Raw genomic sequence first — 14,323 nt, 5'->3', positions numbered from 1 at the left:
ATTTCTCTCTCTGGTCTTGTCATTTTATTCACAGGATCAATGATGATCCAGCGCTATAACGAGTGTGGCGCGCCAAGGAAGGCTGTGATTTAGAGTGCTGTTTTATAGATTGACTGAAGAGTTACCAAGGTTTCGGCAAGGATTGAGGGAGTTGTCTTCCCCAAAGATTAAATATGTGAATTGTGCTCCCCCAAGTCATGAACATATTTCTCTCTCAGCTCTTGTCCTTTTATTACACTGTTCGATGATTGCTAGCTTGTTTATAGCAACAAGGATGGACCCAGCTCCAATCGGAGATTAAGCCAAGGGTTGGCTAACGCCAAAAATTAAATAACAATAATAAAATCAGTAATAAAATCAGTAATAAAATCAGTAATAAAATCAACAATAAAAATAATAGTGACACTTAATTTTTAGCATAAAAAAGACGCTACTTTGAGCGTCTTTTTTATGGGCGAAAAACGACTGACAATTAATAGTCTTCTTCGTTTGCCTCTTGGATCCTTTGTTTACGCTCTTGCGCCTCTTCAAAGGCCGCTTGAATTTCCTCTAACACGGCACTGACATCGGCTTCGACCAACACTTCGGTAAACTCACCGGTTAATGGCGTTTCAGGCTTCAATTCACCCGCTTCAAACAGGGCCCAAATCTCTTTGGCATATTGTGTTTTCAACAGCTCAGGAGCATACAAGCCATAGTATTGGGTCATGTTATTCACATCACGCGCTAACATCCATTTGGCATGGTTATTCGCCGCGGCATCGACGGCCTGAGGCAAGTCGATAATCACTGGCCCTTCACTATCGACTAACACGTTAAACTCAGACAAGTCACCGTGCACTAAACCTGCACAGAGCATACGTTTGACATAGGTCATCACCAACGCATGATCGTTCAGGGCTTTTTCTGCCGACATACTCACATCGTTCAATCTCGGTGCGACATTGCCCTCGGCATCCGTCACTAACTCCATCAGCAACACGCCATCAAAACAACCATAGGGCGTTGGCACGCGCACACCCGCATTCGCTAAACGATAAAGCGCTTCAACCTCGGCATTTTGCCAAGCTTCTTCCTGCTGATCGCGACCAAATTTAGAGCCTTTCTCCATCGCACGTGCACGACGGCTGTTGCGGACTTTTCGGCCTTCTTGATACAACACAGCTTGCTTAAAACTGCGCTTGTCCGCTTCTTTATAGACTTTGGCACAGCGGATATCATCACCACTGCGTACAACGTACACAGTGGCTTCTTTACCGCTCATTAACTGGCTAATGACCTCATCGACCAGTCCTTCATCAACCAGGGGTTGGATTCGTTTCGGAGTTTTCATAGCGCCCTTATACCTTACTTAGGCATGATATGGAATACTGCGGGCAAATCTTCATACAAAAGCGGTCTCCAGCGGAAGTTTGATGAATATAGTTCAGGATTGTTAAACGAATTTTAAGTAAAAACTAATGCACTTGCGTGTTAAACACAATACCAGATTTACTGAGGACTTTGGCAAAGAAAGAGACTGAAAATGAAGCTTAAACTAAAAGAATATTCTTTTCCGCCTATCGATATAAAGCAAGAGGTAAAACCACTGCCACTCTCCTACAGCGAACATTCAAATTCAAGATCGCTCAAATAGGTATCCTAGCTAACATTTAGCAAAAACTTAACTCACACAAATAAGGCAATCACACTTCCCACGGTCGCCGCCGCTTTCAATATTTGCCCAGCGCTATAATAAGTATCGTTCGAATCGTTAGTGTCATTAGGGACTGCATCGGGAGTAGGCGCCTCAGTTTTGCTCATCGCAGCAACATCGGAACTGGGCTCAGCTTTGGGAGCCGCCAAGCCCAATGCGCCATAGGTAAAAGATTTCAGTCCACTTGGCTCCGCCGTATCACTAGATTGATGAACCGATTTGGCCGTCGGTAATGAAGCAGAATGCGCCGATGAAACGGGTGAAATCATAGCTAACCCCAAAGCAGACATTAAAGTGTTAATCGCAAACTAACACAATATCAGCCTGTTATCATGCATTCATCCACTAAACTGTGATGGATTCTGCCCAACAAAACGCATCTATGACAGTATAAACGGCGGTATATAAAACTAGATCTCCCCCATAAGAGCCTTTATCCTAAACGCCACAACATATAGAGAACTTGTCCATGCATTATCCTAGCCTTTTCCTCGCCCTTTCGGTCCTATCACTCACTCAATGCAGCAGCTTATCGATTGAAGAATGCGCCAATAGTGATTGGTTTGCCCTAGGGCTGGCCGATGGCAACCGTGGGACGAGCGCAGGGCAATTGAATCAATATCAAAAAGATTGCCGAGAATTTAATCTCAGTGTCGATACCGCACAGTGGAAACAAGGATACCAGCAAGGGTTAGCCAGTTACTGTCTTCCCGAAAATGGCTACCGCGTGGGCTTAGCGGGAGAAAGCTATTATGGGGTTTGCAGCAATAACGCCTTCGTTGAACGTTATAATCAAGGCCATCAACAATATCTGACTAACAAACGCTTATCTGAAATAGCCGATCGCTTAAATACCATAGATAGAGAGATAAGTAGTCTTGATGGCAAGATCAATAATCTCACCGATAAGGCTGACTTATTGAAACAAAAAAACAGCCTCCTCAATGAGAAGAACCAACTGTTAGATGAAAGATCTCGCCTACGCAGACCCGATATGCGCTTCGAATTCAGATTCTAAGCCATAAAAAAACACTGAGCCCAATTGGACTCAGTGTTTAGGTTAATCACATAGGTTATGTCAGTTTCACAGTCCGCTATTTTTGTGTTAATCCAGCAGTGGATTTAACATTGACTCTTTGGCTAACATCGGCAAATTTAGCTTTTTTTAACCCTGATGGACGCAGGAAAAAACCATAGTAAAGTAGACTCGCCGACGTCCATGCAATAGCTAAACTCCATAAATCATGGCTCAAGAAATGGGCACCGCGTAACTCTTGGCCGATACCGAACACTAGGCCTAAACTCACCCCGAAAATCAAACCAAACTTAGCTAAATGCGGACGATACTCACGCAAAACGTAATACAAGGCAACCCAAGCAAACCCACCGCTAGCATGGCCGCCAGGGAAACATTGACCAAATTCAGCGCCTTCAGGTAAACGAGCAAACAGGGATGAATGCAGCATACGGCCGCCAAACTCAATCACATCCCACGGGCAGGTCATATGGGTAAAGCTCTTGCCAATGCGTACCAGCAACACACTGGCCAATACGCTACAAAATAGATAAATCAAACCTTTGCGGTACGGCTTAACCCTGTCACTTCGAAAACTAAAGGCAATGCCGACTACAACGCTCACCGCCAGCAAGATAACAAAGTTACGCCCAGCAACGTGCAATACATTTTCGGTCAGCCAATGGCCTCTTAATGGCCAAGAGTCGACGCCACCCTGCCAATGAAATAACAAGGTCGCCACTTTCATATCGGCGTGAGTCCATTCAAGCCCAAAGATGATCACCGCAAACACTAACAGTGGTGCGATTAGATGCCCTTTGGCAAAATCGATAAATGTCATCCTAACATTACCTTTCAAATAGTTACTCACTCATAAATCCAATGACTAGAATATCTTGCGTTAGGGTAGCGCTGAATTCTTATCTAAAACTTAAGAAACGCAATTGCGCCGACGTTAACACAAAATTTACATCGCAATACAACTAAATTTATTCAAAAAACTCACAACATGAGTAAAAAGACTATAGTTTATAAATAATATCGCGCCTCTAGGACTGAGCATTTATGCCATACAATTTCGCCATTAATCAGTCTCAAAAAGATCGTTTATTCGCCGACATTGCTATCGACACAGACAAAATCGTGGTTCCCCAAGTCATGGTTGATAACTGGCAACAAACCTTAGATTTGCTCTCTGAATTGGTCGACACTCCCGCGGCTTTAATCATGCGTGTCCATCAAACCGATATAGAAGTGTTTACCTCAAGCCGCACTCAAGGGAATCCCTATAAAAAACACGACAAAGACAGTTTAGGCCACGGACTTTACTGCGAGACAGTGATAAAAGCAGGCAAGGAACTCCACATTCCGAATGCCCTAAAAGATAAAGACTGGGATAAAAATCCGGATATTAAACTCGGCATGATTGCTTACTGTGGCTTGCCTTTACGCTGGCCCGATAACAGCGCCTTTGGCACTATCTGCATGCTCGATAGCAAAGAGCATAATTACAGCCAATCGTTTCGCAGCTTACTCGCTCGTTTTCAAAATGGTATAGAAGCCAACCTAGTCACCCTCTATCAACAGGCAAAGCTGCAACTGCACAACCAAGAGTTAGAGCAAAAAGTGCAACAACGCACCCATGAACTCGCCGAACTCAGTAGCAAACTCATCAAAGAAATCGAAAATCGGACCTCCACCGAAACCTCACTGGAATACCATAAAAGCTATGATCCACTGACGGGATTACCGAATCGCATCAATTTGATTAATAGCCTTTCGACCATGCTCGAAGAAGTGAATCGCAAGGAAAAGATTTCAGTACTCTATCTGGGGCTGCGTAATTTCAAGTCCATCAACGACAGTTATGGCTACCTGATTGGCGATAAAATTCTCACCATTCTCAGCCAACGTTTACAACACTATGCCGATGAAAATACCTTCATCGCCCGTATTGCCGGCGCCGAGTTTGTGATTATTCAAGCCCATAAACCTTCGAACAACGAAACCAACAAACTCATCAATAAAGTGCTTAGCTGCTGCAATACCCCCTTTGGCGTGGCGGATTTTGTGATCACCATTCCATCGAGCATGGGTATAGCTCAAGCGCCCATCGATGGCATAGATGCCGCCATTCTGCTGCAAAAAGCAGGGGCTGCGATGACGATCAGCAAGGCCGATGGCTCAACTCACAGCTTCTTTAATCAAGATACTCAAGCGGCTTTGAATCTACGCTATCAACTGGAATCTCACTTAGTCGATGCATTGAACAAAAACGAGTTAAGCCTTCATTACCAACCCTTTATTAACTTAAGGACTCAAAAGGTGATAGGCGCCGAAGCCCTGCTGCGCTGGCACAATCCGATCCTTGGCAATGTCGCCCCAGACAGATTTATCGCCTTAGCAGAACGTAATGGCCAGATTATAGATATTGGCAATTTTGTATTGCATACCGCCCTAGCTCAGGCGGCAAAATGGTGTCGTGAGCTAGATCAGGAGTTTAAAATCGCCATCAATATCTCCCCTTTGCAAATGCGCAATCCCCGTTTTAGCGAGCACATAGCTGACTTACTCACCCTCTATCAATTGCCACCGACCGCCCTAGAGCTTGAAATCACCGAAGGCATGTTGATGCAGGACGAGCACATTGCCCACAATGCCATCCAAAAGCTGCAGGAACTCGGGATCCGCATCTCCTTAGATGACTTTGGTACTGGCTATTCATCCCTAAGTTATCTACAAAAATACTCTTTCGATACTTTAAAAATCGATCGCTGTTTTATCAATAAACTCGAAGAAAACGAACAAGATAGGGAGCTCACCAAAGCGATTATTGCCATAGGCAAGAAACTGAACTTAGTCGTGATCGCCGAAGGCGTGGAAACCCTAGAACAAGATGCCTTTATTCGTCACGAGGAATGCGACTTAGGCCAAGGCTACCTCTACGGTAAACCCATCACCGCACAAGAGTTTGAGCAGGAATTTATCCATAAAAAAGAGCATTAAGTTCATCCTCAATGCTCTTTTTATCTCACGAATAAAAACCGACTGCACAATGCTGCGTGAATAGTCATTTCCACAGACAGTTATAAATTACATTGGGATAGATATGTGTTGAAGACTAATGTTTGGGACCAGTAATTTTAGTCGTTAGCAGTTTAGCGTCTGCTGATATCCACTCATATAGGTTTACCATGGTATTAGCGTAACCTGTAGGTTTAAAAGCCTTACGCAGCACGCTTTGGGACAATTCCGAGTTAGACTTTTAGCTCGAATTAGTGAGTTTCGAATTTAAATATCTATGTATAACAAACTGTTAATAGGGAAATGGTGTTTGGCTATAATTTTGGAACATAGAGATAAAAGCCAAACAGTATTTGTCCCTGTTGAACAGCTTGTATGTTACCGCTTCTTGATTACGTTACCGTATCTATCTCTCCAACCTTCAATTTCAGGCGTTGAGAGCAAATATGCGTGAAAAGTGATAATACCATGTGTTTTTCGAATAGTTTCAGCCCACCAAATACCCACAATAAAACCGAGACCTGATGCTCCGTACACAATGTTCAATGCCGTATTGAATTCGAAAAAATAAAAGCTAAATAAACTGGGCATACAAAATAATGCTGTTGCCGAAAGAATTATTTGGAAATACAACCAAGCGAATATAAGCCAAGCTGTTAAATGTAGGTAGCCCTCAAGTGGCTTAATTATGATTAATTTTAGATACTTCATGCAATTCCATTTGGTAACATAACGTCTTAGTATTTATGCGCTACGCTGTTTGCAGGGCATAAATCGCTTGTTCACTAAATCTCAAATATGGCCGCTGCCACATCCATGTCAATTGGTATAAATGATGCTATAGGAATTTACTTTTTTGCGGTAGCGGTTTTTTATCCAGTTTGATGGGTAATCACTTGATATCGTTTTAGCTTTCTCATTTTTAGCGCTTATTTTTTGCTGATGAATCGCTATCTAACGACTCAAAACTCCAAGGAATACACCTCCCCTCGGAGTTGCCGCAGGGCGAATAGACAAATTGCGTGAGTTCGGTCATGGATGACCGACTAGCTTTCGCAGGTGCAGGGACGCATCCTTCGGAAGCGATAGCAAATTTGGCCATGAGCACAAGGGGCTTTCAACTCCGCTAGGGGCGTCTTGGAGCATCCAAGGAGGATAGGACGAGCTGTCCTCCTTGGTCGGGTGTGGGGTGAAGCCCCACGACTTTGATTTTGATTAAAGCATTCAAACTACGAAACACACTTTGGGGCAACAGCTTCTAGCTAAAGGAGTCGTTAGGATTATTAAAGCAACAACCATCAACGGATAGTCGCTGCTTTACATCTCACTCATAGGGATAGGGAAACGAGACTAGTCTGCTTTGATGACGGTTTGTTTGAGTATTTCTTGGTCATTTTTAAACACCACTAGCTCGCCTGGAGGGCTATCACTGGTGCCTAAGACGATGACATAACAGTGATACTGGTATGGGCCGCTGCGAAATTGGTATGAATGATTCCCACCGCTACCGTCGAATACGAGTTTGCCCTTATTCAGCACTAGATCTGGCTTTTCGCTCAATGACTTACCCTTTGCCCAAGCGGCATAACGGTATTGGCTGTTCCCCATATTATCGACACGAATCGTAAACTTAGCGGTTTCCCAAGTTAATTCTGGGCTCACAAACTCACTCACGCTCGCATGTAATCCCGTTTTTTGCTTAGCGATCAGCTCAGCTTTCAATTTTGCCTCTGTGGGTGTTTGGTAGTTAATAGCTATAATCTTGCCATCTAAATCCAGCCACACTTCACCGCTGCCGAGCATAATGCCGCGCCAACCCATGGTCTGCCAATCAGCGTCGACCTTAGAATTGGCAATCTGCTCAAGTAATTGTGAATCGAAGACTTGGTCGAAACGTGCGCTCATTTCTTGCATATTTTGAATCGCAAGGATCGGATATTCACGTTTAAGAGGGTAAGCCACTCGCTTAGCCATGGCTTCTGGATCATTTGCTTTAGCCGCATCAATAAGCCCTTGCACCAGAGGAATATATTCCTTTGGCAATGCCTCATCGGCGGCATTCACTCTGCTACTCAAACCCATAGCACCAAATATCAAGGCGGCATAACACGCGATTTGCATTAGTTTAGCTTGGCCGAAAACTGCTAATTTTATTGCCTTTAGTGGTGAGGCGAGTGACATCTTTATTCCTTACATCCAAACGTCTCTACTGAGACCAAAGGCCAAGAATAACATAAATGCACAGGGCTAAAACCTAAGCTGATTGACGCTACGCCTGACTAAGCCGTGAGCAACAGGTTAGCGTAAATAGCCAGCGCGACCGACATAAAGATGACACCAATAATTGCATCGATAATCGGTGTCAGTCGCTGCAATTTAAGTTGCACCTGCGCCTTAGATAACATCACAGCCAAAAAGCCAAACCATGCCAGCGACAGCGATAACAACAAAACAGCGGAGGCAATTTTAGTGCTAGTGGTGACGCTTGGGGTAATCAAGGCCGAAAACAGGGTTAAGAAAAACACCAATGCCTTGGGATTCAATAGATTGGTATAAAGCCCAGTCAAAAAACCTTGCCTGCGTGACATAGCGCCACCTAAGCCACCAGCAATAGACGCCGCGCCTTCAACGTCAGCAGAAATAGCATCAACATTTGTCCCAGCATTTATACTGGCACTCGCTTTACGTTTAGCCAGTATCGCAAGGCCTGCACGCAGGGCACCAAACCCCATCCAAGCTAGGTAAGACGCGCCCACAATTTGCACTAATAGATACAGGGTATGCGAACTCTTAATAAGCAGACTCACGCCAGTCAGACTTAAAATCGTGTGGGCTAAAATGGCTATTGAAATCCCCACGGCTGCGGCAATCGCCGTGCTTCGCGACTGCTGAGTCGCAATCTTCACCATAATAGCGAAATCGGGTCCGGGGCTTATCAAGGCAACCGAGTGGATCACGGCCAAGGTGAGTAATAAAGATAAATCCATAGAGATGCGGCTCCGCAAAAAAGTGATGAACGATAACTGAGGCTGTCAGTATGGCCATTTATCGCAGGGCTGAATTGTAATAAATTGCACGATTCTGTTTTATTCGAATTAGTGTTTTTGAACCAGTGACTTTAGAAGCAACCGTTTTCGAAATAACGGTTTCAAAGCAACGGCTTTAAAAGCTGCAATCTTCAACTCTACAGCAATCGTTAAAAGACGGGGAAAACTAGAGCATACGTCGCTGAAATTGCACTGGCGATAATAGGAATGCCTGCTTAAAGGCTTTATTTAAATGGCTCTGATCGAAAAATCCGAATTGCTGCGCCACATCCGCCACTAAAGCGCCATGGCTTAAGGATTTTTTCGCCAACTCTAAACGCACCCGCTTGAGATACGCATGGGGTGTCATCCCTGTTGCCTGTTTAAATTGCCGTAAAAACTGAAACTTACTTAAGCTCACTTCATTGGCTAAGGTTTCAAGCTGAGTATTATGCCAAGGCTCATCGTGAATTCGCTGCTTGACTAAGCTCACCTGTAACTTAGATAACCCAAGCTGTGGATTCGGTTTAGATATGCCAGATGAAACGCCGCTTGGGTAACGCTCCAGCAGCAGATGAATAAAGTTCAGTAAGTGGGACTCGCCAGCGAGCGCACTGCATTGGCCTTGGATCAATAGCTCGTGTAGCTGAATAAAATATTGATAAAGCGTTGGGTCATCCACCATAGGCGCGCTGAAAAAGTGCTCCTTCAAGCCCAGTTCTTGGCTGACTTCATTCATGTATTCCACGGGGATAGACATGACTTTCACCCGATAACCGTCGGCATCGCGGCTCTGGCCATCGTGGGTTTCGTCGGGATTTAAGGTCGATAGACTGTGCTGACCGAGTTGATAACTGCTGCCCTTATTCACAAACTGCTGCGCACCTTGGGTGACCACACCTAAGTGGTAATCCAGATGCACATGTTTATCGAAGCTAAAATGAGTGAACTCCGCCTGACTCAGTTCTATGCCTGATAAGCTGGGATGGCGCCAATAGTTAATGTTTTCAATGGGTGTTGCTGTACTCATCGCTCGCGGCTATTACCTATAACATCAGTTTTAACACTGGGAAAACTCAAATCCACTAAGGTTCATTCTAGCCTTCATTGTCAGCGCGGCAATAGTAAATTATTGCAGTCATATCGTTTGATGAAATGTGCGCTTGGATTCACGCATAAATTGGCGTTTTCATTAGCGCCGATGAAAAACAAAAACGCCCAACTCTGTGGGCGCTTATACATGCGGACTGGCTTAAGCTCTCAGTTCTACTCAGCGCTAAGCTCGTCAGTATCACTTACACTTAATATCGATTAATGCGAATGGCTACCGTGTCCGCCTTGGGCTTCAATCGATTGGCCTTCGCTGTTGTAAAAACCGCTGCCGCCGTGTTCAATAAAGCCCTGGTTGATCATCTTAGCGATAAAAGGATCGGACTCACTGTCGCCGACATCGGCAAAATCAATGTCTTGATAGTCTTGGGTTAATACCACAAACGCATCGCTATCAAATGGCTCTACGCCCACCAGCTTGTACGCTAGATTCGGTTGAGATTGACCTAAGATAAACTCAGCGGGCAGGCCGATGGCATCAATCCAAACAAGCTCACTCTCTAAACCGTTAACCTTACCTTCAAAGCCTTGAGTCGCAAAACACGCCTCTTGCTTAGCTTGTGTCTTGGTCATGTGGGTCGGCAATGCTGGCGATACGACATGGTACAACTGGTCGCGATCGTGTTGAATGTTGAGTGCGCGCAAATCACCTTTGCGGTAAGTCACAGAACGTTTTTCAGCGGGGAAATAGCGCACGTACTCGCCATTGCTCGACCATTCTTCAAATGTTGATCCATCACGCTGAATAATAAAGTCTTGTCCATTACGGATGAGGGTCATTTGCCATTGCTGGCCCTTGCCATTGGTCACTTGATATTGAGCCTTTAAATGCTCGGCTTGTAGCGTTGGACACTGAGCCTCTTGTGCTGCCATAACAACATTGGGCAGAACTAAGCTGGATAACATTAGAGCCAATAGACGGTTTTTCATTAGAATTCTCACTTACTGAACAGTGTAAACACTTAAGCTTTTGTAAACGCTTTGGTATGTTAAATCGTTAGGCTAAAGGCCGATGGATGACGTATGCCATCCATCAGCACTGCTTTTACTTAACTATTCTTACTGCACTATTTCTTACTTCACTATGCAGAGACTAAGCGGGCCTTACTTAACGGCAGCCGCTTCAGCTTTAGCCACTAAATTTGCCGCGCGGTTCATCACGTGGAAAATGTGGTTCTGCTCAACCGTACCTTGGATAAGATCCGAACTTGGGCCGCGGGCGAAAATCGCTACGTCTTCCCCAGCATGGGTCTCATCGCTTAATGGCACTAGCGCTTCTTGGTGGAATCCGGCACTTTGGGTATCAACAAAGTTCAAGTCCTTACGACCTGCGTCTACTGGGAAGTTGTAACGCTCATCGCCACCTGTTGCTAATGACGCATAGCCCATGCCGTTAGCGTAACCGACAGTGGTATATGGCAAACCGTTAGCATCGGTAGAGTTAGTCACTTCAGCAACGCCGTTGGCGTCGTTCGACTTCACTAAACCTAGGATAGGGTTACCGCGAGTTGGATAACCTGCGATGGTGAACACATGGCTGTGATCCGCTGTAACCATTAACAAGGTATCGTTTGCCGAGGTTTTTTCCATGGCGACACGTACCGCTTCAGATAATGCCACTGTGTCATACAGCGCACGCGCCGCGTTACCTGCATGGTGAGCGTGGTCGATACGGCCAGCTTCAACGATCAGCACGAAGCCTTTTGAGTTTTTCTTCAGAATATCAATCGACTTAGCCGTCATTTCCGCCAGTGATGGCTCGCCAGTCACGCCAGCTTCTTTACGATCGTAGTCGTATTCCATGTGAGATGAGTTGAATAGGCCAAGCAAATGATCTGTGCTTGCTGCATCCACACTGAGGAAACCGTCTCTGTCTTGCACGTAAGCGGCGTTAGTGTATTTGGTCATCCACTCAGCTGTGAGATCGCGACCATCGTTACGCTTACCAGCCTTACCTTCTGGATCTACGGTCGTCTTAGGAATAAAGGCGCGGCGACCGCCACCCATCATCACGTTAAGACCGCTGCCGTAGTTAAAATCGAGCATTTGCGCGGCGATATCTTTACAGCCATTAGTCACAGCTTCAGCTGGCAGGTTTGAATCGGCTTCCCAATCACGTTCTGGCACATGGGCGTAAGTCGCCGCTGGAGTTGCGTGGGTTAAACGCGCAGTTGTCACCACACCTGTTGCCATTCCCGCCATTGCGGCAAGCTCAAGTGACGTCACAAGATCTTGATCTTTAGTCGAAGCACAGTTAGCACGTACTACGCCTTCAGCTTGTGAAATCACACCCACGTCAGTTTTTACACCTGTCATCATCGCCGACATAGTGCCTGCAGAATCCGGCGTTTGGCCGTCGACATTATAGGTTTTAGAAAGACCCACATACGGCAGAGTTTCGAAAGATAACGAGTTTTCTTCACCCGTTTTACCTTTTAGCTGGCCTTCTAAAATACGTGCGGCAGTAATGGTTGATACACCCATACCGTCACCCACAAACAGGATCACGTTTTTAGCGGCGCCAACATCATTGTTAACCGTTAAGCCTTCGGCTTTGGTCACGCGAGCTTGTGCATCGACATACCACTGATTCACAGCAGTCCAATCTTTGCCATTGCTACCGTTAGACCCATTTGATCCATTGCTACCCGGTGTTCCCGCGGTACCGTTATCACCATCGCTACCGCATGCGGCTAAACCCAGCATGGCTGAAATCGCGACTACTAGTAATTTCTTATTCATTTTTTGCTCCAAAAGTGAGGACTCAGTAACTAATACGTGATTAGTACTTAGTGCCGCCAAGCTGCTGCGCTTGGTTGATAATGTGGAAGATCACGTTCTGCTCAATCACGCCCTGAACCAGATTCGAACCTGGACCTCTGGCATGTAAGCTGATGTCTTCACCGGCGTGAGTCTCACTTTCCATTGGGATAAGCGCTTGTTGCATAAAATCTTTATCTTGCGTATCAACTGAGGTTAAGTCGTCACGCACACCCACCACAGCACCTGGGCCGTTGGTATAAGCCAGCGTGGTGTAAGGCTTGTTGTCATTCGCCGTCGCTAACGTGCCATCGACGTTATGCACTAAACCTAAGATAGGGTTACCGCGTTTTGGGTAGCCTGCGATAGTGAACACATGGCTGTGATCCGCTGTAACCATGATCAAAGTATCGTCGCTGCTCGTCGCATCCATTGCCGCTTTCACTGCATTAGATAATTCAACTGCATCGGTCAACGCGCGGCTCGCATTGCCCGCATGGTGACCATGGTCGATACGGCCAGATTCAACGATCAGCAAGTAGCCTTTGTCGTTCTTCTTCAAAATATCGAGGGATTTAGCGGTCATTTCAGTTAGTGATGGCTCACCACCGACGTCATCAGCGCGGTCTGCTTCGTATTCCATGTGTGATGGATTAAATAGGCCGAGTAAGTGATCTGTGTTGGCAGCATCAATGGCGTCGAAGCCTTTTTTGTCCCACACGTAAGCAGATTTGCTGAAATTATCGACCCAAGCTTTGGTTAAGTCTTTACCGTCTTTACGTTTACCGGCTTTGTTCTCGCCATCTTTCACTGTTGTGGGTAGGAAGTAGCTACGGCCGCCACCTAATGCCACAGTTAACGAATTGGCTTCATCGCGCATCACCAATTGGCTTGCGATGTCGGTACAACCGTTCGCAACCGCTTCGGCAGGTAAGTTGAAATCGCCTTCCCAATCGCGCTCAGGGGTTTTGGCATAGGTTGCCGCTGGCGTAGCATGCGTTAAACGCGCCGTAGTGACTATGCCTGTTGATAATCCTTTAGCATTAGCAAGGTCGACCAGTGAAACAAGTTCATTGCCTTTTGAAGACAAACAGTTACCACGTAAGCTGGTATCTGAAATAGAGATAATACCCGCCTTGGTTTTAACGCCTGTCGCCATGGCCGTCATAGTGCCCGCAGAATCTGGCGTTTGTTGGTTAGTGTTATAGGTTTTCACTAACGCCGTGTGGGGGAACTGTTCGAAACTTAAGAAGTTTTCTTCGCCGCCTTGGTTGTCTGCTTTATCCTGCCCTTGCAGAATTCGGGCTGCCGTTAGCGTCGAAATACTCATGCCGTCACCGACAAATAAAATCACATTTTTAGCGGTTTTTTTAGTGTCGACTTGGGCTTTAGCCACCACGTTTGCCGCACTGTCTTTAAACCACTGGCTGTCTGTTTGTGTTGCGGGCAGGACTGCAGCATGCGCTACAACCGTCATTAAGCTGCAGGAGATAGCTGCAGCGATCCGTTTAATATTCATCACGTTCATCACCGATTTATTATTGAGTGTATGAGGGTATTCCCTGTAGAGGCGACCCGATTTTCAGGCATTTATGTGACGAATAAGCGTGATTTGGATGGCGGTTTTATTGCAGCTAAGTGTCAGATTTATTTCAACTAACAATATGCAAGACGTTAAGTTTGACCACCAGC

11 protein-coding genes are annotated in these 14,323 nt (G+C 45.7%); 2 read left to right on the top strand and 9 right to left on the bottom strand.

From position 1 onward, the window contains the following. Positions 1-472: 472 nt before the first annotated feature. Together Q4Q54_RS10595 and Q4Q54_RS10590 are read right to left on the bottom strand one after the other, a co-directional pair. Positions 473-1,333, bottom strand: coding sequence for a PA4780 family RIO1-like protein kinase (locus tag Q4Q54_RS10595; RefSeq protein WP_006083079.1), 861 nt, complete (start codon positions 1,331-1,333; stop codon positions 473-475). Between the two features lie 335 nt (positions 1,334-1,668). Beyond that, the gene (locus Q4Q54_RS10590; RefSeq protein ID WP_311988421.1) at positions 1,669-1,986 is read right to left on the bottom strand and encodes a hypothetical protein; all 318 of its coding nucleotides are present in this window, start codon (positions 1,984-1,986) and stop codon (positions 1,669-1,671) included. A 179-nt stretch (positions 1,987-2,165) separates the two neighbouring features. Here Q4Q54_RS10590 and Q4Q54_RS10585 point away from each other — a divergent pair, with 179 nt between their 5' ends. Beyond that, positions 2,166-2,714, top strand: a complete 549-nt coding sequence (locus tag Q4Q54_RS10585) for a DUF2799 domain-containing protein (RefSeq protein WP_006083081.1) — start codon at positions 2,166-2,168, stop codon at positions 2,712-2,714. Between the two features lie 76 nt (positions 2,715-2,790). On the opposite strand, the gene Q4Q54_RS10580 is transcribed toward Q4Q54_RS10585, so the two are convergent. Continuing rightward, positions 2,791-3,552, bottom strand: coding sequence for a phosphatase PAP2 family protein (locus tag Q4Q54_RS10580; protein ID WP_259484100.1), 762 nt, complete (start codon positions 3,550-3,552; stop codon positions 2,791-2,793). A 224-nt stretch (positions 3,553-3,776) separates the two neighbouring features. Between Q4Q54_RS10580 and Q4Q54_RS10575 the strand changes: the two genes are divergently transcribed. Next, positions 3,777-5,717, top strand: coding sequence for an EAL domain-containing protein (locus tag Q4Q54_RS10575; RefSeq protein ID WP_311988420.1), 1,941 nt, complete (start codon positions 3,777-3,779; stop codon positions 5,715-5,717). A 1,368-nt stretch (positions 5,718-7,085) separates the two neighbouring features. On the opposite strand, the gene Q4Q54_RS10570 is transcribed toward Q4Q54_RS10575, so the two are convergent. The 6 genes from Q4Q54_RS10570 to Q4Q54_RS10545 form a co-directional block, all read right to left on the bottom strand. Next, positions 7,086-7,916 (bottom strand): hypothetical protein, encoded by an 831-nt coding sequence (locus tag Q4Q54_RS10570; protein ID WP_311988419.1) that lies wholly within the window; start codon positions 7,914-7,916, stop codon positions 7,086-7,088. Positions 7,917-8,014: 98 nt separating this feature from the next. After that, entirely contained in the window at positions 8,015-8,722 is a 708-nt protein-coding gene (locus tag Q4Q54_RS10565) for a LysE family transporter (RefSeq protein ID WP_311988418.1), read from the bottom strand. A gap of 226 nt (positions 8,723-8,948) precedes the next feature. Beyond that, positions 8,949-9,791 carry an AraC family transcriptional regulator gene (locus Q4Q54_RS10560; protein ID WP_311988417.1) on the bottom strand — a complete coding sequence of 281 codons (843 nt, stop codon included), beginning with the start codon at positions 9,789-9,791 and terminating at the stop codon, positions 8,949-8,951. Between the two features lie 281 nt (positions 9,792-10,072). Then, positions 10,073-10,801, bottom strand: a complete 729-nt coding sequence (locus tag Q4Q54_RS10555; protein ID WP_311988416.1) for a hypothetical protein — start codon at positions 10,799-10,801, stop codon at positions 10,073-10,075. Between the two features lie 174 nt (positions 10,802-10,975). Continuing rightward, on the bottom strand, positions 10,976-12,613 hold the full coding sequence (locus Q4Q54_RS10550; RefSeq protein ID WP_311988415.1) for an alkaline phosphatase: 1,638 nt from the start codon (positions 12,611-12,613) through the stop codon (positions 10,976-10,978). Positions 12,614-12,653: 40 nt separating this feature from the next. Then, entirely contained in the window at positions 12,654-14,150 is a 1,497-nt protein-coding gene (locus Q4Q54_RS10545) for an alkaline phosphatase (protein WP_011847836.1), read from the bottom strand. Between the last annotated feature and the right edge of the window lie 173 nt (positions 14,151-14,323).

It is taken from the genome of Shewanella sp. SP2S2-4 (assembly GCF_031932025.1).
In the GTDB taxonomy this organism is placed as follows: Bacteria; Pseudomonadota; Gammaproteobacteria; order Enterobacterales; family Shewanellaceae; genus Shewanella; species Shewanella baltica.
The sequence above is the reverse complement of the archived record's forward strand: the minus strand, read 5'-3'. Positions and strand labels throughout refer to the sequence as shown.